The 21112-nt window shown below is 65.1% G+C and carries 22 protein-coding genes; 9 read left to right on the plus strand and 13 right to left on the minus strand.

The genetic code is table 11. The features are described 5' to 3' along the window. Positions 1–197: 197 nt before the first annotated feature. Together G8E10_RS20685 and rpmB are read right to left on the minus strand one after the other, a co-directional pair. On the minus strand, positions 198–839 hold the full coding sequence (locus G8E10_RS20685) for a queuosine precursor transporter (RefSeq protein ID WP_167130516.1): 642 nt from the start codon (positions 837–839) through the stop codon (positions 198–200). Between the two features lie 151 nt (positions 840–990). Continuing rightward, complete coding sequence (rpmB, locus tag G8E10_RS20690) at positions 991–1287, minus strand: 50S ribosomal protein L28 (protein ID WP_110730082.1); 297 nt, start codon at positions 1285–1287, stop codon at positions 991–993. A 303-nt stretch (positions 1288–1590) separates the two neighbouring features. Here rpmB and G8E10_RS20695 point away from each other — a divergent pair, with 303 nt between their 5' ends. Both G8E10_RS20695 and yddG read left to right on the plus strand, forming a co-directional pair. Further along, positions 1591–2370, plus strand: a complete 780-nt coding sequence (locus G8E10_RS20695) for a DUF3108 domain-containing protein (RefSeq protein ID WP_110730083.1) — start codon at positions 1591–1593, stop codon at positions 2368–2370. 52 nt (positions 2371–2422) lie between these two features. Beyond that, complete coding sequence (gene yddG, locus G8E10_RS20700; RefSeq protein ID WP_110736288.1) at positions 2423–3331, plus strand: aromatic amino acid exporter YddG; 909 nt, start codon at positions 2423–2425, stop codon at positions 3329–3331. Here yddG and G8E10_RS20705 read toward each other — a convergent pair. After that, positions 3316–3774: a cupin domain-containing protein gene (locus tag G8E10_RS20705; RefSeq protein WP_167130517.1), complete on the minus strand. Its 459-nt coding sequence runs from the start codon at positions 3772–3774 to the stop codon at positions 3316–3318. The genes yddG and G8E10_RS20705 overlap by 16 nt on opposite strands. Then, the gene (gene gloB, locus G8E10_RS20710; RefSeq protein WP_167130518.1) at positions 3774–4544 is read right to left on the minus strand and encodes a hydroxyacylglutathione hydrolase; all 771 of its coding nucleotides are present in this window, start codon (positions 4542–4544) and stop codon (positions 3774–3776) included. The genes G8E10_RS20705 and gloB overlap by 1 nt, the downstream gene beginning before the upstream one ends. A gap of 145 nt (positions 4545–4689) precedes the next feature. Between gloB and G8E10_RS20715 the strand changes: the two genes are divergently transcribed. From G8E10_RS20715 to G8E10_RS20725, 3 genes are all read left to right on the plus strand, one after another. Continuing rightward, positions 4690–5445 (plus strand): class I SAM-dependent methyltransferase, encoded by a 756-nt coding sequence (locus G8E10_RS20715; protein ID WP_167130538.1) that lies wholly within the window; start codon positions 4690–4692, stop codon positions 5443–5445. Between the two features lie 93 nt (positions 5446–5538). Beyond that, entirely contained in the window at positions 5539–6645 is a 1107-nt protein-coding gene (gene hisC / locus G8E10_RS20720; RefSeq protein WP_167130519.1) for a histidinol-phosphate transaminase, read from the plus strand. A gap of 8 nt (positions 6646–6653) precedes the next feature. After that, the gene (locus tag G8E10_RS20725; protein ID WP_167130520.1) at positions 6654–7580 is read left to right on the plus strand and encodes a prephenate/arogenate dehydrogenase family protein; all 927 of its coding nucleotides are present in this window, start codon (positions 6654–6656) and stop codon (positions 7578–7580) included. A 26-nt stretch (positions 7581–7606) separates the two neighbouring features. Here the strand turns inward: G8E10_RS20725 and G8E10_RS20730 are convergent, their stop codons facing one another. Further along, positions 7607–8608, minus strand: a complete 1002-nt coding sequence (locus G8E10_RS20730; RefSeq protein ID WP_167130521.1) for a DUF2125 domain-containing protein — start codon at positions 8606–8608, stop codon at positions 7607–7609. A 257-nt stretch (positions 8609–8865) separates the two neighbouring features. On the opposite strand from G8E10_RS20730, the gene G8E10_RS20735 reads away from it, so the two are divergent. Continuing rightward, a complete protein-coding gene (locus G8E10_RS20735) occupies positions 8866–9411 on the plus strand; it encodes a gamma-glutamylcyclotransferase (RefSeq protein WP_110730152.1) in 546 nt (181 codons plus the stop codon). Here the strand turns inward: G8E10_RS20735 and G8E10_RS20740 are convergent. From G8E10_RS20740 to ftsE, 4 genes are all read right to left on the minus strand, one after another. Then, a complete protein-coding gene (locus G8E10_RS20740; protein ID WP_132713706.1) occupies positions 9408–10208 on the minus strand; it encodes a lysophospholipid acyltransferase family protein in 801 nt (266 codons plus the stop codon). The genes G8E10_RS20735 and G8E10_RS20740 overlap by 4 nt on opposite strands. A gap of 111 nt (positions 10209–10319) precedes the next feature. Further along, positions 10320–11039, minus strand: coding sequence for a YdcF family protein (locus tag G8E10_RS20745; protein ID WP_132448418.1), 720 nt, complete (start codon positions 11037–11039; stop codon positions 10320–10322). Between the two features lie 171 nt (positions 11040–11210). Then, a complete protein-coding gene (locus G8E10_RS20750) occupies positions 11211–12161 on the minus strand; it encodes a cell division protein FtsX (RefSeq protein ID WP_132713769.1) in 951 nt (316 codons plus the stop codon). Between the two features lie 79 nt (positions 12162–12240). Next, a complete protein-coding gene (ftsE, locus tag G8E10_RS20755; RefSeq protein ID WP_092935472.1) occupies positions 12241–12900 on the minus strand; it encodes a cell division ATP-binding protein FtsE in 660 nt (219 codons plus the stop codon). Between the two features lie 244 nt (positions 12901–13144). On the opposite strand from ftsE, the gene G8E10_RS20760 reads away from it, so the two are divergent. From G8E10_RS20760 to G8E10_RS20770, 3 genes are all read left to right on the plus strand, one after another. Continuing rightward, positions 13145–13771, plus strand: a complete 627-nt coding sequence (locus G8E10_RS20760) for a hypothetical protein (RefSeq protein WP_132713710.1) — start codon at positions 13145–13147, stop codon at positions 13769–13771. A 61-nt stretch (positions 13772–13832) separates the two neighbouring features. After that, positions 13833–14384 carry a hypoxanthine phosphoribosyltransferase gene (gene hpt, locus G8E10_RS20765; RefSeq protein ID WP_110730094.1) on the plus strand — a complete coding sequence of 184 codons (552 nt, stop codon included), beginning with the start codon at positions 13833–13835 and terminating at the stop codon, positions 14382–14384. 77 nt (positions 14385–14461) lie between these two features. Then, positions 14462–14821, plus strand: coding sequence for a response regulator (locus tag G8E10_RS20770; protein WP_092935466.1), 360 nt, complete (start codon positions 14462–14464; stop codon positions 14819–14821). Positions 14822–15032: 211 nt separating this feature from the next. Here the strand turns inward: G8E10_RS20770 and G8E10_RS20775 are convergent, their stop codons facing one another. The 4 genes from G8E10_RS20775 to argH all read right to left on the minus strand — a co-directional run bounded on the left by G8E10_RS20775 (position 15033) and on the right by argH (position 21072). Further along, positions 15033–17720 carry a TIGR02302 family protein gene (locus G8E10_RS20775; RefSeq protein ID WP_167130522.1) on the minus strand — a complete coding sequence of 896 codons (2688 nt, stop codon included), beginning with the start codon at positions 17718–17720 and terminating at the stop codon, positions 15033–15035. 151 nt (positions 17721–17871) lie between these two features. Beyond that, entirely contained in the window at positions 17872–19146 is a 1275-nt protein-coding gene (lysA, locus tag G8E10_RS20780) for a diaminopimelate decarboxylase (RefSeq protein ID WP_167130523.1), read from the minus strand. Positions 19147–19168: 22 nt separating this feature from the next. After that, positions 19169–19525 (minus strand): LPS translocon maturation chaperone LptM, encoded by a 357-nt coding sequence (gene lptM, locus G8E10_RS20785; protein WP_165916982.1) that lies wholly within the window; start codon positions 19523–19525, stop codon positions 19169–19171. Positions 19526–19668: 143 nt separating this feature from the next. Then, on the minus strand, positions 19669–21072 hold the full coding sequence (gene argH, locus G8E10_RS20790; RefSeq protein WP_110800685.1) for an argininosuccinate lyase: 1404 nt from the start codon (positions 21070–21072) through the stop codon (positions 19669–19671). Positions 21073–21112: the final 40 nt, after the last annotated feature.

Consider the following 21112-nt stretch of genomic DNA (forward strand, 5'->3'; position numbering starts at 1 on the left):
TTGCGCTGCGCTGCGCTGCGCTGCGCGCTGCCCCTCATCTGCCTGCCGGCATCTTCTCCCCGCCTGTGGGGAGAAGAGACTCGTCGTTCCCAACCACAACCGTCACGAAGAAGCGAGCGTTCGCCGCATGTCCCTTCGCCCCGCGCGCGGGGAGAAGGTGGCGGCAGCCGGATGAGGGGCTGCGACGTCCGCTAACCTCAGACGCGCGCGCCGGGTGCCCCCGGCATCGGCTTCAGCACGGTCATCAAGGCGCCGTAGGGCAGCAGGAGGACGAGGCCGACGAGGATCTTGACGACGAGGTCGCCCAGCGTCCAGGAGATCCAGCGGGGGGCCTCCGTGGTGAGGATGCCGAGGATCGGGGAGGATGCCAGCGCGAAGGGATCGTTCGGGCCGATGAAGGCGAAGATAGGCGCGAAGGCGAGGGAGAAGAAAATGGCCGTGTCGAGCGCCGAACCGAACAGCGAGCCGGCGAGCGGCGCGCGCCACCAGCGTTGACGGCGCAGGCGGTTGAAGACGGAGATATCCAGAAGCTGCCCGAACAGGAAGGCCGAGCCGGAGGCAATGGCGATGCGCGGCGTAGCGACCATGATGGAGATCACGACGGCGACCACAAAGCCGCAGACGACGACGCGGCGCGCGATCTTCGGGCCGAACTGGCGATTGGTGAGGTCGGTCACCAGAAAGGCGGCGGGATAGGTGAAGGCACCCCAGGTGAGAAGATCGCCCAGCTGCATGCCGGCGATGGAGCCGGGCAGGGGGAACTGCACCAGAAAATTGGAAGCGACGACCACGAGGGTCATGAAGGCAACGTAGGTTGCGAACAGGCGTGTGTTCAGCATTTTTTTATCCTGGGTGATGCCACCAGTTGGAGGAGAGGACTTGGCTGCCCGAACGGCGGCACATCCCTATGACATATCGATCAGACGCTCATGGAAAAGGCCCGCCCGTAAAGGCAGGCCGTGATCCGCAATGCGTACACCTTCGTGCCGATCAGGCAGCGATGGCTTCTGCCGTCTTCTTGACGATCTGGCGGCGCAGCAGGCGTGCGCGCTGCGACAGGTCCAGTTCGCTGGCCTTCAGCAGGAACGCGTCGAGACCGCCGCGATGCTCGACCGTGCGGAGAGCCGCAGCCGAAACGCGAAGACGGAAGCGCTGGTTGAGCGAGTCCGAGATCAGCGTGACCTGGCACAGGTTCGGCAGGAACTTGCGCTTGGTCTTGTTGTTCGCGTGGCTCACATTGTTGCCCGACTGGACGCCCTTGCCGGTCAATTCGCAACTACGGGACATGGAATCACCTATTTCTTTTCGCCTGCGTTCAATGCGTTTGCGGGCCACAAGCCCAAGCAGCATTCCCACCGGTCATGATTGGAAAGTTGCGGTTCTATAGTCACCGGCGCGCCGCGCGTCAAGACAAAACACCGGATTTTCCCGGAAAGTCGGGGCAGGGCCGTGGAAAAAGCGGCGGGATGGCGGCCAATACCAGATCGGGACCAGGCTCGGGCGCGGGCTCGATACCACGGGCGTAGAAATGCCGCAAACGCTTCCTATCTCTCTGTTTTTCTCCCGATCTCTTTCGGAAAGGTTCTCGGCATGGCCCTGCGTGTCGGTCTTGCGGCTCTCGCCGCAATGTCCCTGGTGACGGTTCCCACGAATGCGGCGCGGCCGGCGGATGTCGTGCACGACACGGATTATACCATCTCGCTTGCCGGCCTGCCGATCGCGAAAGCCTCGTTTCATACCAAGCTCGAGGATCGGCGCTACACGATCTCGGGAACGCTGAGTTCGGCGGGGCTCGCCGATATCCTGTCGAGCACGAGCGGGCGCACCGAGGTGTCCGGCACGATCGAGAGCGACAAGCTCGTCGCCACCGACTATTCCGTCCGCTACCAGACCGGCAAGAAGAAGCGCGCGATCGACATCGCCTTCGACAAGGGCAATGTGACCTCCGCGACGCTGACGCCGCAGCGCAAGAGGCCGCCGAAGAACTGGGTGCCGGTGACCAAGGACGACATGCGCGGCGTGGTCGATCCGCTGTCGGGGCTGATCTTTCCGGCCAGCGCCAAGGTGTGCCCGAAGACGCTGCCGGTGTTCGACGGCGAATCGCGCATGGACCTGAAGCTGAGCGCCAAGGGCACGAAACCGTTCAAGACCGAGGGTTTTAGCGGCGACGTCATCGTTTGCGGCATCCAGTTCGTGCCGAAATCGGGCTACCGCAAGGGGCGCGAGGACGTGGATTACCTGCGCAAGCTTGACAGCATGGAGATCTGGTTTGCCAAGTCGGATAGCGTGCAGGTATATGCTCCGGTCTATGTCCGGATCCCGACGAAGTACGGTCCGGTGACCGTGTGGGCCACGCGCTTCAAGGGGTGATCCGTTCAGGGGCTCGCCCTATCGCCGCCCGCTGCAATCGGAGAGTGGGCGAATGCAGACCAGAGCGACGTTGATCGGATTTTCCGCCATTCTGATGTGGGCGCTGCTGGCGCTCTTCACGGCCGCCTCCGGCACCATGCCGCCCTTCCAGCTTTCGGCGATCTGCTTTGCCATCGGCAGCCTTCCCGGCCTCGTGGTGCTGGCGCTCAGGCCGGAGCGGCTGGCGCTGTTGCGGCAACCGCCACGGGTCTGGGTGGTCGGCATCGTCGGGCTGTTCGGCTATCACGCACTCTATTTCACGGCGCTGCGCAACGCGCCGGCCGTCGAGGCCGGGCTGATCGCCTATCTCTGGCCGCTGCTGATCGTGGTGGGTTCGGCGCTGCTGCCGGGCGAGCGCCTGCGATGGTATCATGTTGCGGGCGCGCTTTGCGGTCTGGCCGGGACGGCGATGATCGTCGCGCGCAATGGCGTGGCGTTCGATAGCGCCTATACGCTCGGCTACGGCGCAGCACTTTGCTGCGCCTTCACCTGGGCCATCTATTCCCTGATGACGCGACGGTTCGAGGCGGTATCGACCGATGTCGTCACCGGCTTCTGCCTTGCGACGTCGGTTCTGTCGCTCCTCTGCCATCTCGCGCTGGAGACGACCGTGTGGCCGGACACCGGTACGCAGTGGCTGGCGGTCGCCGGCCTCGGGCTCCTGCCGGTGGGTGCTGCCTTCTATGCCTGGGATTACGGCGTGAAGAACGGCAATATCCAGCTGCTCGGCGTTGCGAGCTACTCGGCGCCGGTGCTCTCCACGCTGACGCTCATGCTGTTCGGCTTTGCCGAGCCGTCGCTCAGCATCGCGCTGGCCTGCCTGCTGGTGACGGGCGGCGCGCTGCTGGCCGCGCGCGACGTGATCTTCTCGTCGCGCAAGGTGCAGGCCCCGGCCGAAGACCGGGTTCAGCCGGCGTCATGAGGTGCTGGCGGCTCCCACCCGGGCGGCGCCATTTCGAAGACGCTGAAGTCGAAGCCGGGCGCGACGGTGCAGCCGACGAGGGTCCACGCGCCGCGTGATTCGGCCGACTGCCAGCTGCCTGCGGGCACCACGCCTTGCGGGCGTTCGCCGTTTTCCAGATCCGTGCCGAGGACGATGATCGAGGCGGGCTCGCCCGGTGCCGCAATCCGGAGGGTCAGGGCCGCGCCGGCATAATGGTGCCAGACCTCGGCGGCGTCGCGCACGCGGTGCCAGTGCGACCGCTCGCCCGCTTCCAGCAGATAATAGATCGCCGTGGAATGCCCGCGTGTGCCGCCGGCTTCGTCGCGAAAGGTTTCGGCATACCAGCCGCCTTCCGGATGCCGGATCATGCCGAGTGCGGAGACGATCGACCGTGCGTCCTGTGCCTCACCGTGTGCTGCCATCAGAAATTATCCTTGCGCTTGCGGATCTCGGCAAAGACCTCGCCGTCGCTGGCGGAGGGCATGCCGAGATGGGCGCGGATGCCGGGGTCGGCCGGGCGCAGGAAGGGATTGGTGCGTTTCTCCAGCCCCAGCGTCGTCGGTGCGGTGAAGCCGCCGCGCTCGCGCAGCGCCTCGATCTCGGCGGCGCGGGCCTTCAGTTCGGCATTGTCGGGATCGACCGTCACGGCGAAGCGGGCGTTGGAGAGGGTGTATTCGTGGCCGAAATAGACCTGTGTGTCATCCGGCAGCGCCATCAGTTTCTGCAGCGAGGCCCACATGTCGGCCGGCGAGCCTTCGAACAGGCGGCCGCAGCCGAGGGCAAAGAGCGTGTCGGCGGCAAAGAGCAGGCGGTCGTCGGGCAGGTGGTAGCAGATATGGCCGGCGGTGTGGCCCGGCGTGCCGATGACGTGGACCTTGTGACCGGCAAAGGTGAAATCGCCGCCGTCGCCGATGGTCATGTCGATGCCGGGAATGCGCGAGGCCTCGCGATCCGGGCCGATGATCGTGGCGTCATAGCGGGTCTTCAAGGCGAGGTTCGCCTCCACATGGTCGCTGTGGTGGTGCGTGGTGAAGATATGCGTCAGCGTCCAGCCGCGCCGCTCCAACGCGTCGAGGATCGGCTGTTCCTCGGGCGCGTCGATCGAGGCCGTCTCGCCGCTCTCGGGGTCGTGAAGGAGAACACCGAAATTGTCGGTCCGGCAGAGGAACAGGTCGAGATCGAGCGCTGGCATGATGGGGTCCTCGGGGAGAGCTGGGACGTGGGAATCGCAAAGGGAATGTAAAGGCGGCTGAGGGGAAGTCCAGCAACAGCATGCAGGCGCGAAAATCGGCGCCACACCGGTTTCCTTTCTCCAAGCCACGCACTACCCTTTGGCTATGCACGCCGATATCGTCGATCTTCGTCAGTTCTACCATTCGCGGCTCGGGCGCTTTACCGAGCAGGCGATCTCCATGGCGCTCGCTTCCATCTGGGCGCGGTTGCCGGAGGAGCGGCTGGTCGGGCTCGGCTATGTCCTGCCCTATCTGGAGCGCTTTCGGGCCGATACGGAGCGGACCTTCGCTTTCATGCCGGCGGGGCAGGGGGCGGTGAACTGGCCGGTTGCCGAGCTGTCCTCGACGGCGCTGGTCTTCGACGAGGAACTGCCGCTGCCCGACAGCTCGATCGACCGCATTCTCATGGTCCACTCGCTGGAGTTCGCCGAGAACCCGCGCGAGACCATGAAGGAGATCTGGCGGGTGCTCGCGCCCGGCGGGCGGCTCGTCATCGTGGTTCCCAACCGGCAGGGCGTCTGGGCGCGGATGGACCATACGCCGTTTGGCTCCGGCCGGCCCTATTCGCGCGGGCAGCTGACGGCGCTCCTGCGGGAGACGAATTTCACGCCGGGGGCCTCCTGCGAGGCGCTGTTCTTCCCGCCATCGACCACGAAGACCGTGCTGAAGCTCGGGCGCGCCTTCGAAAAGATCGGGCGGGCGCTCTGGCCTGTGTTCTCAGGCGTCATCATCGTGGAGGCGCAGAAGCGGCTCTATCAGGGGCTGCCGGTCGCGGCACGGGCCTCGCGCCGGGTGTTCGTGCCCGTGCTTGCGCCGCAGGGTGTGCCGACCACGCGCGACGGCCAGCCGCCGACGCGGTGAGCGGGAGACTTTCTCTGCTAGCCTAAGCCCTCGACAAGGCGGCGGCGGGGCGGTAATGGCAAAGCCATCCGAGACACCAGCGAAAGCCAGACCATGAGCTCCCTCCCGAACGCTCCGACCCCGCGCCCCGGCATTCTCGACATCGCCGCCTATGTGCCGGGCAAGGAGCACGCTCCGGGCGTGGCCAAGGTCTACAAGCTGTCCTCCAACGAGACGCCGCTGGGCGCGAGCCCCAAGGCTCTGGAGGCCTTTCGCCAGGCGGCCGGCCAGCTGGAGCGTTATCCGGACGGCCAGGCGATCGAGCTTCGCAACGCGATCGCCGAAGTCTACGCGCTGAACCCCGCGAACCTGATGTGCGGCAACGGCTCGGACGAGCTTCTGGGGCTGCTGGCGCACACCTATCTCGCTCCCGGCGACGAGGCCGTTATCACCGAGCATGGCTTTCTCGTCTACAGGATCCAGATCATGGCGGCCGGCGGCGTGCCCGTGACGGTGAAGGAGCGGGATTGCCGCGTCGATGTCGATGCGATCCTCGCCGCCGTGACCGAGAAGACGAAGCTCGTGTTCATCGCCAATCCTGGCAATCCCACGGGCACCTTCGTGCCCGTCGAAGACGTGCGCCGCCTGCAGGCCGGCCTGCCGAAGCATGTGCTGCTCGTGCTGGACGCGGCTTATGCGGAATATGTGCGGCGCAACGACTACGAGGCGGGGATCGAGCTGGTCTCGTCCAACCAGAACGTCGTGATGACGCGCACCTTCTCCAAGGTCTATGGTCTGGCCGCCCTTCGCGTCGGCTGGATCTATGCGCCGGCCGCCGTCATCGATGCGCTGAACCGCAGCCGTGGGCCGTTCAACCTGAATGCGCCGGCGATTGCGGCCGGTGCCGCTGCCGTTCGCGACCAGGCGTTCACGGCCGCAGCCGTCGATTTCAACGCGGAATGGGTGGCGAAGGTGAGCGAGAGGCTGACGGCGCTCGGTCTTAAGGTCACGCCGTCGGTTGCGAATTTCGTGCTGTTCCACTTCCCCGATGTTGCCGGCAAGCGGGCGGAGGATGCGGATGCGTTTCTGACCAGCCGCGGCTTCATTCTGCGGGCGGTGCGTGGCTACGGGTTCCCCAATTCGCTGCGCCTGTCGATCGGCACGGAGGAGGCGAACGAAGGCGTTCTCGCTGCCCTTGCCGAATTCCTCGGGAAGAACTGAGACCTGACATGGCCAAGCTCTTCGAAAAGGTCGCGCTGATCGGCATCGGCCTCATCGGCTCCTCCATCGCGCGGGAGATCCGCGACAAGGGGCTTGCGGCCGCGGTGACGATCTCGACCCGCAGCCGCGAGACGCTCGACCGGGCGGAGGTGCTCGGTCTCGGCGACCGCTATGTGCTCTCGGCCGGCGAAGCGGTGGAGGATGCGGATCTCGTCATCGTTTCCGTGCCGGTCGGGGCATCCGGCACTGTCGCGCAGGCGATCGCGCCACATCTCAAGGCCGGTGCCATCGTCACGGATGTCGGCTCCACCAAGGGCTCCGTCATCGCGCAGATGGCGCCGCACCTGCCGGCGAGCGTCCACTTTATCCCCGGCCACCCCATCGCGGGAACGGAATATTCCGGCCCGGATTCGGGCTTCGTCGGACTGTTCAAAAGCCGCTGGTGCATCCTGACGCCGCCGGCCGGCACAGACGAGACCGCCAAGGGGCAGCTGCGGGCCTTCTGGGAGGCGCTTGGCTCGGATGTCGAGGAGATGGACCCGGAACACCACGACAAGGTGCTGGCCATTGTTTCCCACCTGCCGCACATCATCGCCTACAATATCGTGGGCACGGCGGATGATCTGGAGACGGTGACGGAATCCGAGGTCATCAAATACTCGGCCTCGGGCTTCCGCGATTTCACGCGTCTCGCCGCATCCGACCCGACCATGTGGCGCGACGTCTGCCTGCACAACAAGGACGCGATTCTCGAAATGCTGTCGCGGTTTTCCGAGGATCTCGCCTATCTGCAGCGGGCGATCCGCTGGGGCGACGGCGACAAGCTGTTCGACCTCTTCACCCGCACCCGCGCGATCCGCCGCTCGATCATCCAGGCCGGTCAGGATACCGACATGGTCGACTTCGGCCGGCATGCGCTGGACGCGAAGTCCTGACGCCCGCCATATCTTGACGGCTTGGATCAGAGCTGCGGCAGCACGCCGATCGGGATGAAGGCGAGGAAGGCGGTGCCGTCGCGCACATTGAGCGTGACGGTGGTGTCGTTGCCGCCTGCGGCGAGTGCCGTCAGCATGTTGGCGGCGTTGTCGAGCATGTTTTCGCTCTCCGGAAAAGCCGTTGCCAGTGCCGTGCGCCACGCCTGGACATCCTGCATCGTCACCTTGAAGGCGCCGGAGATCAGCCCCTGATCGTCGATGGTGAACGGGCCGTTTGCCGTCGTTACTATGCCGTTCCCAAGGTCGAGCGTGAGGTTGCGCACCTCGCCCGCACTGTTGCGCAGCGCATGGCGCGAGAGGCCGCCACGATCGAGCACCGTCGCACGGTCCTTGACCGTGAGGTCGATCGCGGCATTCATCAGCGGCAGCAGGCTTGCGCCGTTGCCGGGCTTTAGGTCGAGGCCTGTGATGGAGACGGCGGCATCGAGATCCGCCGCGTTCTGGCGCAGATGCAACTCCGTATGGCTGGTGGCAAAGCCGAGCACGTCTTCGCCCAGCGTGGGCACCAGCGTGCCGGTGAGGCGTTCGGAGACGATGGATGTGCGGCTGAGGCCCGACAATGTTGCCTGAATGCTTGCCCTGAGGGCTTGCCAGTCCATGGATGTCGCGATGCCGGGGGAAAAGCGCAGCTCGGCCGGGCCATCCACCTCGATCACGGCGTGGCCGGGCCAGTAGACCTGCGCTGCGGACCGGAGAGCACCCGCGGAGCCGGATGCCCCGAGCTGGGTATCATCAACCTTCACGGAATCGCAGAACAGTCCGATGCGGAAGGGGAAGCCGCGTACGGTCAGGCCGTCGCAGCGGGCTGTGGCGCTGCCGGAGCGGCTGGTGAGGAAGCTTGCGAGCCGCGTTTCGATCTGGTGGGCAGCGAGAAACCAGATGCCGCTATAGACCGCGAGGAAGATCACGATGCCGATGCCGAGACGCTTGATACGGATACCTGCGGCCGGCGGTGCTGTCTGTGTCATGGGGGTCTCCGGTCGGCGGGTCTGGATGCGGTGAGGGATCGGCGCGGTGGACGGCGCTCTCTGGCACCGCCGGCACCCCTCCAAGGGCTGCGTCTTGCGGGTCTTCTAGCGCATAACATCACTGATCGGAATGCGTTCGGAAAAATAGCCGGATCCTTGTAGGCTCGTTCCGCTGGCCGCCGTTTTGCAGTAGGAGGGCAGGACCGGCAGACATGTCCGGCATGTGACGATGGGATGGACCTTCTGTGACGGACCTTGTGGTAACGGATTCGGACGACGTGTGGGTGTTCGGCTATGGCTCGTTGATGTGGAATCCGGGCTTTGCCTTCGTCGAGCAGGCCCGAGCGCGCGTGTTCGGTTATCGCCGGGCGCTGTGCGTGCGCTCCCATGTGCATCGCGGCACGGCCGAAAGCCCCGGCCTCGTGCTCGGCCTCGATCTTGGCGGCTCCTGCCTCGGCATGGCGTTCCGCATCGCACCGGAGGACCACGAGGCTGTCATCGCCTATCTGCGCGAGCGCGAACTGGTGACGCATGTCTATAAGGAGCGCATGCTGCCGCTGCGGCTCGCCGACGGGCGAACGGTCATGGCGGTCGCCTATGTCATCGACCGGGCCCACCTGCAATATGCGGGCGCCCTCCAGGCCGACGAGGCGGCGCTGGTCGTCGCCCATGCGCGCGGTCGCTCGGGCGAGAATGTCGATTATGTGATGAACACGCTCGAACATCTGCGCGCGATGGGCATCCGCGATCACTGGCTGGAAGAGGTCGGCCGCGGCGTGCAGGTTCTGCTCGCCAAACGCTAGCGTTTCTCCGGCACGGTTACGCCGAGTTCGGCAAGCCGTGTGCGCGCGGTGTCCGGCAGGGGGAGATGCGGGTTGTTGCGGACGGTTTCGACCAGCAGTTCGTCGCTTGCGGCTTCTGTCACCGCGATGAGCGTCTTCAGGAAGGTGTCGGCGTCCAGTCCGGGGCCGATCGGGGGCAGAATGCGGACCTTGAAGTGGCCGGGGAAGCGGAGCGTCGTGCTGCGGGGCCAGAAGAGACCGGGATGCATCGCCACGGGCACGACGGGCACCTGCAGATCGCGATAGAGACGGGCGATGCCATACTTGTAGTCCGGCGGCGCCCCGGGCGACCGCCGGGTGCCTTCGGGATAGATGATCAATTGCCGGCCCGTGGCGATTTCCGCCTTGGCGCGCTTCATGACGGCCGCCATCGCCCGACCGCGCGCGCTGCGGTCCACCGGCACCATGCGCTGCTTGGCGACATACCAGCCGAACAGCGGAATGCGCATCAGCTCGCGCTTGAGGATGAAGAACGGGTCCGACAGCCATGGCAGAAGGGCATAGACGTCCCAGAAGGACTGGTGCTTGGGCGCCAGGATATAGACGCCGTCCTTCGGAATATTGTCGAGCCCCTCGATCTCGAAGGTCGTGCCGACGATCACCCGCATCAGCCAATGATTGCTGCGCGCCCAGTTCTTCGGCACGAACCAGGACGTCTTGCGCGACACAATAAAATAGATCGGCGTCAGCAAGACCATGCGCATGATGAGGTTGGCGTAGAAGACGACGTTGAAGATGACCGAGCGAAGGCGAATCATGGGCGGCTTTCGAAGAGCGAGCGGCAGCACGGATCGAGCGTGCCCTGCCGGGTGCCTACACCAATAAAGCGGCGACGAAAACCGGGATCTCGCGCGCGACGGCGCATATGCCTATTGGGCGCTTTGTGCGCGTTCCGTCCGCAAGCCGCTATCCGTCGGGGTGCCCAGGAGATCGCGCAGCGACGCTACCGTCAGCTTGGCATATTCGGTGAGGATCGACTTCAGCACCATGGGGTTGGCCATCCAGTTCGTGCTTTTCAGATCGGAATTGACGACCGGATAGGGCACGAAGGCGATGCCGGGATTGGCACGGCGAAGCTCCAGCAGGCTGCGGGGCATGTGGTAATTGTTGGTGACGACCAGAATGCTCTTATAGCCGTTGTTGCGGATCCAGTTCGCGGTCTCGTGCGCATTGCCGATCGTATCAATGGCATCGTGGCCGATATCGACGCAGCAGCGGAAGAGATCGGCCGAGCTCTGGGTGTTGCGGCGGATCTGGCTGCTGGTGGTGGTGGGGTGCACGCCGGAAATCAGCAGGCGCTGGCCGGCGCCGGCCTTCAGCAGATCGACCGCCTGGTCGATGCGCTGGAACCCGCCGGTCAGCACGACGATGGCATCGGCCTTGGGATCGACCGGCGGCTGAAGCGAGGCGACCTGATCGGCAAAATAGAGAAGGCTGGCCGTGCCGCAGCCGGCAACCACCAGCATGACATAGAAGGTCAGGCGGACGAGCTGCCGCCTGAAGCTGACATGCCGGCGCGTTCGCCGCGCAAGGCGCTTGCGCTCGGTTTCGCCGGAAGTCTCCGCCTCGGAGGTTTCGTCCGCCATCATGATGTTCTTCCACCGTCACGCCGGATGTCTGCGGCGCGACGGGACGGGTGTTGCGATGCTGCGCGACCGGTGAACCAGCTTTGCGCCTTAACGATGGCTTGAGCGGCCGGAGCGAGGAAAATGGCCGGCTCAAGAAAAAGGGGAGGAGGAGAGGGCGCGCGCATGGGCTTGTCAGGAATTCGGGATGAGATCGGCCCGTGCCGGGTCGGAGCGGATGCGGTCGATTTCGTAGATGGTGCGCATGACGGTGAAGCGCGCCGTCAGTGTGGTGAGGAGCGCGATGACGAGCATGATGGCGGCGATGCCGAGATAGCCCGTGTAACCGATGGTGAAGGTGCCGAACAGCGCCGTTGCCTGATCGCTCTGGGGCGTGGCGAGCGAGCGGGACTGCCACCAGCCGGCCATGGCAAACGAGAGGGCCGCCAGCAGCCCGCCCGCGCCGGCACCCTTGAAGCTGATCTTCAGGAAATGCTTCTGGAATTCGGAGGCGACGAAGCCTGCCTCCGCGCCGACGAAGTGCAGCACCTCGACGATATGGCGGTTGCCCGACAGCGTGCCGCGTGTGGCGAAGATGACGGTGAGGACCATAGCGGAGAAGACGAGCGTGAGCACGCCTGTGCCGATCAGCGCTGTCGTGTGCGCCATCGCCACCAGCCGGTCCACCCATGTGCGGTGATCGTCGAGCGTCGCCTGCGGGATTTCGCCTGTCAGGCGCGCCCGCATTCCGGTGAAATCCGGCGGGTTGCGCTCGTCGATGGTGATGATGACGAGGCGGGGCACCGGCAGTTCGTCGATATCGAGGCCTTCGCCGAGCCAGGGCTCCAGCAGACGGGCGGTCGCCATGCGATCGACGATATTGCCGTTGACGGTGCCGTCGAAGGTGAGGGCGATGTCGCGGGCGTCGCGCAAGGCCTTTTCCATGTCGAGCCCTTCCTCGGGCCGGATCTGGATCGTCACCTCGCGAGAGATCTCGCTCTGCCAGCTCTCGGCCGTCGAGCGCACCATGGAGACCGCACCGAGCGTCAGGCAGGCGAGGAAGGACATGATGGCGATGACCAGCATCAGCGCATTGCCCGAGACGTTGACCGGGGGAACGATGGGCGCCATCGGGCGGACGCGCATGGGCGCCTTGCGCCCTTCCGTTTCCGCAGGCGTGTTGCGGGCGGGGCCCTTCACTGCGGTAGGTGGCTTTTTCCGGGCGTCAGTCATAGATGTCGAGCCGCCCTTGCGACAGGATCATGCGGCGCGCCTCCACCTGATCCATCAGCGAGAGATCGTGCGTCGCGATGACGACGGCGGTGCCGAGGCGGTTGAGCTCCATGAACAGGTTGAGCAGGCGGCGGGCCATGGGCGGATCGACATTGCCGGTCGGCTCGTCGGCCAGCAGGATTTCCGGCCGGTCGATCAGCGCACGGGCAATGGCGGCACGCTGTTTTTCACCGCCTGAGAGAACCGGCGGCAGGACATTGATCCGCTCGCCGAGGCCGACCCAGCCGAGAAGCTCCAGCACGTCGGAGCGATAGGATGATTCGTCCTTGCCCCGGACGCGTAGCGGCAGCGCGACGTTTTCGTAGGTCGTGAGGTGATCGAGCAGGCGAAAGTCCTGGAAGACGATGCCGACGCGGCGGCGCAGCATGGGCAGCTCGTCGCGTGGGATGGCGGTGATGTTGCGGTCGAACATGCGGATCAGGCCGCGCGTCGGCTGCAGGGATAGGAACAGAAGGCGCAGCAGCGTCGTCTTGCCGGCGCCCGAGGGGCCGGTGAGAAACTGGAAGGATTTGCGTGGGATGTCGAAGGTCAGGTCGCGGAGAATTTCCGGTCCCATGCCGTAGCGCAATCCGACGTTTTCGAAATGAATCAACTTCCAGCCTCTGAGATGGACGCTCTACCGCCAAGCGCGGGCGCGATCCGACCAGCATGGTTAAACACTGGTTAATATTCCCTTTAACGTCACATGCAAAAACGTCGCTTTAAGGGCCGTAACGGCTTCGGAACCTCTCGCGAGGGCGTTGTGCGGGAACGTTTCCGTTCTGTTAACCCTTCGTCTTTACCTTTCGGAAAGGATTTTCTTCGTCTTCGGGCGAACACATGGCGGAGGACGACGCATGGCCGGCTTTTCGAGCGCTTCGCGAAGGATCGATCTCCTGCCGCCGGAACGGACCCGTACGGCGCGTCCCGCACCGCGCGTGCTACGGCAGACCGATGCGGTCGACGCCGTTTTCGAGGTGGTGCCGCTTTCCCGTGCGCCTGTGTCCCGTGCCGCATCGCATTCGCCAATTCCAGCCCGGCCCGTCGAGCATCGGCCTGGTTTCCTGAGGTCGGTCGAGCGGACATTGCAAGCCATCTCGCCGCGCATTTTCGCAGGCTTGACGATCGGGCTTTGCGCTGCTGCCTTCGGCCTTGCCATCACGCTTGCGCCGACCGCACCGCAAGCCGCACCGGCGCTCGGCTTTGGCGATGTGCGCACGGAGCTTCAGGATGCGAGCGGCCTGAAGGTCGTCGCCGTCTACGGCACGGTGGTCAACGCGACATCCGCACCCCGCGAGATTCCTCATATCAAGGTCGATGTCGCCGCCTCCGGCCAACGCATGACGGCCGAGGGACAGCTTGCCGGCATCCGCATGCTGGCTCCGGGTGAAAGCCGCGCCTTCTCCGCACGCCTGCCGCATGCCGGTGGATCGGCGCCGATCGTGCAAATTTCCTTCGGCCCAGCGGGTGCTTCGCCGCGCTGACTGTGCTAACGCCAAGCCTTGAAGGACGCCGGACGGCGTCCCGTCGCCTGGAGCCATTGCCATGCCCGTCGTTCGCGGAAAGATGATCGAGACGCTGTTTTCGCCGGACGTGATTGCGACGCGCAACACGGAGATGGCGGCCGAAATCGTCAAGGGCCGCAATGACGACCTGCTGGTCATCTCGGTGCTCAAGGGCTCCTTCATCTTCGCGGCCGACCTTATCCGCGCCATGCATCATGCGGGGCTTGCGCCGGAAGTCGAGTTCATCACCCTGTCGAGCTACGGCACGGGCACGGTGTCGCGCGGCGTGAAGATCATCAAGGATATCGACAGTGACCCGCGTGACCGCGACGTGCTTCTGATCGATGATATTTTGGAATCCGGCCGGACCCTGCGCTTTGCACGCGACCTGATGCTGGAGCGCGGCGCGAAATCGGTGTCGATTGCCGTTCTCCTCGACAAGAAGGTGAAGCGCGAGGTCGATTTCGAGGCCGATTTCGTCGGTTTCGAATGCCCCGATTATTTCGTCGTCGGCTACGGCATGGACGTCGCCTATGCCTTCCGTGAGCTGCCCTTCGTCGGCGTGGTCACCGGGGACGCCGACAAGGTTTGACGCACGGGATGTCCGCTCTTTACGGTTTTCAAAGGAAACTCTGCGCTTTGTAGGCTTCCGAACCGTAGGAGGCCATGATGGCAAAGATCCTGATCACCGAGGACGAGGATTCTCTTCGCCGCTTCGTTGCGCGCGCGTTGCAGATGGATGGGCATGACGTGGTGCAGGCCGGCGATGGCGCCGAAGGCCTCGAGCACCTGCACGGTGCCCCGTTCGACCTCCTGCTCTCCGACATCCGCATGCCTGTCATGGACGGCATCGCCCTTGCGCACGAAGCTGCTGCTGCTTTTCCCAAGCTGAAGATTTTGCTGATGACCGGCTATGCCGAACAGCGCGAACGCGCCGACGACCTCGCGGACAAGATCATCGACGTCGTCGCCAAGCCGTTCAGCCTGCCGGATATTCGCAAGGCGGTTGCAGGGGCTTTGGCGGCTTGAGGTCGCATGTTGTGTTCAACGTCCTGGTCTTGGCGGCCCCTCATCCGGCTGCCGCCACCTTCTCCCCGCGCGCGGGGAGAAGGGACTCGTGGCGATCGTCTGGTCTCTAAGTTCCGTTTTTAGAGCGAGCGGGTGCCACATCGCCCTTCGCCCCGCTGGCGGGGAGAAGGTGGCGGCAGCCGGATGAGGGGCAGCCGCAACCCCAAACACCTCACCGAATATCCAGCAACCGCTCCAGATACTGCCGCTCCACCTCCGGCGAAACGTTGTTGCCCAGGCGACGGCGGATTTCGTCGAGGATTTCGCGGGCGCGCTGGGTGTCGATCTCGTCGGGCACCTTCACCTGATCGCCGAAGTCGGGGCCGGGATTCTGCTGGCGGCGGCCGAGGGGGTCGCGGCCGTTCTGGCCGTATTGGGGGATGCCCTGGCCGGGACCTTGCCCCTGGCCCTGACCCTGGCTCATCTGGTTCATCATGTCCTGCGCGCCCTCACGCAGCGCCTGCAACGCGCGGCCCTGGCTGCCGACGGCCTGTTCGCCCTGACCTTCGCCGAGCTGGCCCGAGGCGCCCTTCATCTCGCGACCGGCCTGGCCAAAGCCCTTGCCGGGCTTGATGCCCATGCCCTCAAGGCCCTTCTGCAGCTCGCCGAGCTGCTTTTCCAGGGCCTGTTGCTGGCCCTGAAGATCCTTCAGCGCCTGACGCAGTTGCTCCTCGGTCATCTGCCCGGTCGGGTCGCCGCCCTGTTGCTCCTGCTGTTGTTGACCCTGCTGCTGGTTCTGCTCTCCGGGCTGCTGCTCGAACAGGTTCTCGTCCGTCAACGGATCGCCCATCTGCATACGGTTGCGCAGGGCCTGATCGTGCTTGAACGTCTGTTCCATCAGCCGCTGCTGCTCCTGCATCAGCTGGCCGAGCTTGTCCATCTGCTGGCGCATCTCGCTATTGTCCTGACCCTGCTGCATATCCTGCGGCGTCCGGCCAGCCTGGAGATTGTTCATCATGCGCTGCATTTCCGACAGCATCTGGCGGGCCTGATCCTTCGAGCCGGATTTCGCGAGGTTCTCGATCTGGTCCATCATCTTGTCCAGATCCTTGCTGCTCAGCATGTTCTCCATGTTGGGTCGCGCGGCCATCTGCGGGTTCTTCATCGCCTGTTCGGCGAGCGCCTGCATGAATTCTTTCATCGCCTCGCGCAGCTCCTGCATCGCCTTGGCGATCTCCTCGTCGGAGGCGTTGCGCTCCAGTGCATCCGACAGCTTCTGCTGGGCTTCGCGCAGATTGCGTTCGGCCAGCGACAGGTTGCCGTCCTCGATGCCGAGCGCGACCTCCCAGAGATAATCGGCGGTGCCGCGCATCATCTCGTCGTCGCGCGCGAGCTCCATCCGGCCCTTGGCGGATTGCAGCAGAAGGAAATGGGTGAGGTTGGGGATGTTGTCTTCCGGGCGGATGTTCAGCGCGTCGTTGAGCTCGATCGCACGCGGCAGGTCCTTGCTGTTCAGCGCCATGACCTGGCGCTCCTCGGCAACCGCGCCGGCGAGCGGCTGGTTGAAGCGGCGGGCGGGCAGGATCATCTCCTGCGGCGCGCTGCGGCCTTCCTGGCCGGCGGCATCGCGGGCAACCAGCGTGATGCGCACGCGCTTGCCGGCCAGCGGATGTTCCGACAGGTTCCGGCTGGCGGTCGCCTTGGCGTCCTTGGCGTTGCGACGGGGCAGGTCGAGCCGGTATTCGGGCGCGGGATAAAGCGGCGTCGCTTCGGCCGGCGCTGCTTCGGTCGGCACGATCTCGGCGAAGGCTTCGCTGAGCCCGTAATCGTCTTTCGCAAGGAAGGGGATCTCCAGCGCGGCGTTGACCGTGGCGCGCGGGGTGCCGTCGAAGGCGATGTCCGGCACGGCGTCGGGAATGACGGCGAACTGCCATGTCTCCTTGCCGACCGTCAGCGTGCCGTCGCGGGTGATCTTGTAGAGATGGGTGCTGTTGTCGATCGGCGCGTTTGCCGCGGCTTCAGGAGCAGGCGGCGCATTGCCGGCCGCAGCCTCCTGCACGGGTGCCTTTTCCGGTTTTTGCGGCGGGATCGGCGTTGTGGCGGTCGCACCCTTGTCGAGGAAGGTTACGGTGGTGTCGGTGGCCGTACCCGCGCTCGTGACGCGTACGGTGACGTCGCTGAACTGTGGGATGCGGAACAGGCTCGCCTCGGTGCCCTGAGGCTCCGTGCCTGCCGGCGGCTGGTCCTGCCGTCCGGTGAGGAAGACCGGTGCGCGGCCGGTATAGGCAGGCGGGGTGACCCAGGCGTCGATGCGCACATCCGGCGGTGCCACGATGTTCTCGGGAATGCGGAAGGCATCGGATATGAGTCCGGCGCGGTTGGAATAGGAGTAGGCGAAGGCGATGGCGACGAGGAGGACCGGCAGGGCGCGCAGGCCGAAGCCGTCATGGCGGGCGATATCCGGCCGTGGCAGGCCGGTTTCGAGCGCACCGATCATCCGAGCCATGCGGCTCTGGTGTTCGAGCCAAAGCGCCTGCCCGAAGGCGCCGCCGGTCGCCGGTTTGTCGTCCTGCACGCCGATGGCCTGATGCGGCAGGGCGTTACGCTCTTCGAGCAGCCGGTCGGCCTCGTGCGTATCGGGCAGGCGGACGCGGAAGACCGGCACGAGAGCCGCGATGAAGGCAAGGACGAAGGCGAGAAGCAGGCCGGCATGCACCAGCGGCGGCACGGCGCGGAAGAGGCCGAACCAGGCTGCGGACAGGAAGACGAAAGCAACCGCAATGGGGGGAAGTGCGCGGGGCGCTAAGCGCTCGGCAATGATAACGAAGCGCGCAAAGCCGCGCTTGCGCGCCAATGCGCGCGCCATGCCGGACACGCCGTCTTTCTTGCCCGAACTCGTCTGCCGCCGGAATTCTGCCATCCGTACCGTCCTGCTCATGGGTCAGGGCCTGTCGTCACGCGATTCCCGCGCGCGTCTGACGCCTGTTTGCCGGCAAGGATACCATTGTTTGTGGCGAAGACGAGGGCGAGAACGCAATCGTGAACGTTCCTCGCCCGCGCGCCAAAGGCGCTCAGTCTTCCGAAAGCCAGTCCGGCAGGCTGTCGAGGCCGATCAGGTCTTCGATGGTGGTGCGGGGCCGCACGACGTGGAAGCGGTTGCCCTTGACGAGAACTTCGGGAACCAGAAGCCGTGAATTGTAGGTGCCTGCCTGAACGGCGCCGTAAGCGCCGGCCGTGCTGACGGCAAACAGATCGCCGGCGCGCGGCATGGCCATTTCGCGGTCGAGCCCCAGATAATCGCCGGTCTCGCAGACCGGGCCGACCACGTCCGCCCGGATACGCGGCGCGTTGGCGGCGGAAATCCGAACAGGGCGGATTTCGTGATAGGCTTCATAGAGGGTCGGGCGGATGAGGTCGTTCATCGCGGCATCGACGATGACGAAGGTTTTCGACCCGCCATCCTTCACATAGATCGTTTCCGTCACCAGAATGCCGGCATTGCCGACGATCAGGCGACCGGGCTCCATGACGATGCGGCAGTTCAGGCCGGCGAGCTGCTCCTTGACGATCGCCGCATAGGCGTCCGGCAAGGGCGGGGGATTGTTGTCTTCCTTGTAGGGCACGCCGAGGCCGCCGCCGACATCGACATGGTCGATGACATGGCCATCGGCGCGCAGCGTCTCCACCAGGTCGCGCAGCACCTTGAAGGCATCCTCGAACGGCTGCAGATCGGTGATCTGGCTGCCGATATGCATATCGATTCCGGTGACCTTGATGCCGGGAAGCGTGGCGGCATGGGCGTAGACGGCGCGGGCGCGCTCGAAGCCGATGCCGAACTTGTTTTCCTTCTTGCCGGTCGAGATCTTGGCATGGGTCTTGGCGTCCACATCCGGATTGATGCGGAAGGAGACGTGCGCCTGACGGTTGAGCCGCACGGCACGGGCGTTGAGCACTTCGAGCTCGGGCTCGGACTCGACGTTGAAGCAGTAGATGCCGGCTTCCAGCGCCAGATCCATCTCGCCGGCCGTCTTGCCGACGCCGGAGAACATGATGCGCTCGGCCGGAATGCCGGCCGCCAGCGCGCGCGCGAGTTCGCCGCCGGAGACGACGTCGATGCCGGCGCCGAGGCGGCCGAGCGTCTTCAGCACGGCCTGGTTGGAGTTCGCCTTCATCGCATAGCAGACGAGCGCGTCGATGCCCTCGAAGGCCTTCGAAAAAACGGTGTAGTGCCGCTCCAGCGTCGCTGTGGAATAGCAGTAGAAGGGCGTGCCGACGGCGCGGGCGATGTCGGTGACCGGCACGTCTTCCGCATGCAGAACGCCGTCGCGATATTCGAAATGATTCACGGGATGGGCCTTGAGATGGCTGTCAGAGCAGCGGATCGAGGAGGAAGGGGCGCTCGGGGACGTCGGTCTGGTCGCCGGTGCGGCCGCTGCGGGCGGCTGCGTTGTCCGACCCGGGAACGACGTTCATCTGTGTGACGGCCGTCGTCTGGCTGGATGCGTTGCCGGTCACGGCGGAACTGGCCGGTACGGCGCCGCTTGCCGGCCGTACGAGGCTGGACGGGGTGGCCGAAGGCGTACGGGTTGTGTTCCCGGCCTCTTTCGCAGCCTGCGCGCGGGCGACGCTCGGACGCTCGAGATCCCCCTTGCGGCCGCAGCCCGAGGCCGTCAGCACCGTTGCCGTCAGAAGCAGCGCCGTCAGGGCGGCAGTCCGGAATGTCATCGTCGCGGGTCCTTTGCGAAGGCAGGCGGTTCCTCTTAGCTGTTTTTCAAGGACCGCGCACGTTCGAAATTCTGATGGATTGCCCGGGAAAAATGATGGGTTTCCCCGGGGCTGTGAGCTGGGGGGCTGTGGGCCGGATCGCCTCAGTTGCGCGCGCGCCACCAGGCGATCTGGCGGCGGACTTCGGCCGGAGCCGTGCCGCCGAAGGAGGTGCGGCTGGCGACGGAGGCCTCGACGGTGAGGACATCGAAGACCTTGTCGGTGATCGCCTCATGAATGGCCTGGAGGTCTTCGAGGCTGAGTTCGCCGAGGTCGCAGCCCTTGCTCTCGGCCAGCGCCACGGCGCGGCCCGTCACATGGTGCGCATCGCGGAAGGGGAGGCCGGCTTCGCGGACCAGCCAATCGGCAAGGTCGGTCGCGGTGGAGAAGCCGGAGCCGGCCGCCTTTTTCATGCGGTCGGTGTTGATGGTCATGTCGCGGACCATGCCGGTCATGGCGGCGAGGCCCAGCTCCAGGCTTTCCGCGCTATCGAAGACCTGTTCCTTGTCTTCCTGCATGTCCTTGGAATAGGCGAGCGGCAGGCCCTTCATGATGGTGAGGAGCGCGATCAGCGAGCCGTTGATGCGGCCGGTCTTGGCGCGCACCAGTTCGGCGGCATCCGGGTTTTTCTTCTGCGGCATGATGGAGGAGCCGGTGGAAAAGGCATCCGACAGGCGGACGAAGCCGAATTGCGGCGTCGACCAGATGACGATCTCTTCGGCAAGGCGCGACAGGTGGGTGGCGGAGATCGCCGCGATCGACAGGAACTCCAGTGCGAAATCGCGGTCGGAGACGGTGTCGATGGAATTGCGTGTCGGGCCGGAGAATCCGAGCGCCTTCGCCGTCATATGACGGTCGATCGGAAAGCCGGTGCCGGCCAGCGCCGCTGCGCCGATCGGGCTTTCGTCCATGTGTTCGATGGCGTGCCGCACGCGGGCGCGGTCGCGGCCGAACATTTCGACATAGGCCATGCAGTGATGGCCGAAGGTCACCGGCTGCGCCGTCTGCAAGTGCGTGAAGCCGGGCATGACCGTATCGGCATGTTCCTCGGCGCGATCGAGGAAAGCGGCGATCAGGCGCGTCAGCGCGGTCTCGACCCTCTGCAGCTCTTCCTTGACCCAGAGGCGGAAGTCGAGCGCGACCTGGTCGTTGCGCGAGCGCGCGGTGTGCAGCCGGCCGGCCGCAGGGCCGATCAGCGTTGCCAGCCGCGATTCGACGTTCATGTGGATGTCTTCGAGGCGGCGGGAAAATTCGAAGGTACCGGCTTCGATCTCCGACTGGATCGTGTCGAGGCCACCGAGAATGGCGTCCTTGTCGGCGACGGAAATGATGCCCTGATGCGCCAGCATTTCGGCATGGACCTTGGAGCCGCGGATATCCTGGGCATAGAGCTTCTTGTCGAAGCCGATGGAGGCGTTTATCTCCTCCATGATCGCGTCGGGTCCGGACGCGAAACGACCGCCCCACATCTGGTTGGAGGTTTTCGTCTCGGAAGCGCCGTCGGCCATCGCAGATATCCGTTCCTCAAAAAAGGTACAAGTCTTGAAA

It is taken from the genome of Ferranicluibacter rubi, assembly GCF_011603255.1.
In the GTDB taxonomy this organism is placed as follows: Bacteria; Pseudomonadota; Alphaproteobacteria; order Rhizobiales; family Rhizobiaceae; genus Ferranicluibacter; species Ferranicluibacter rubi.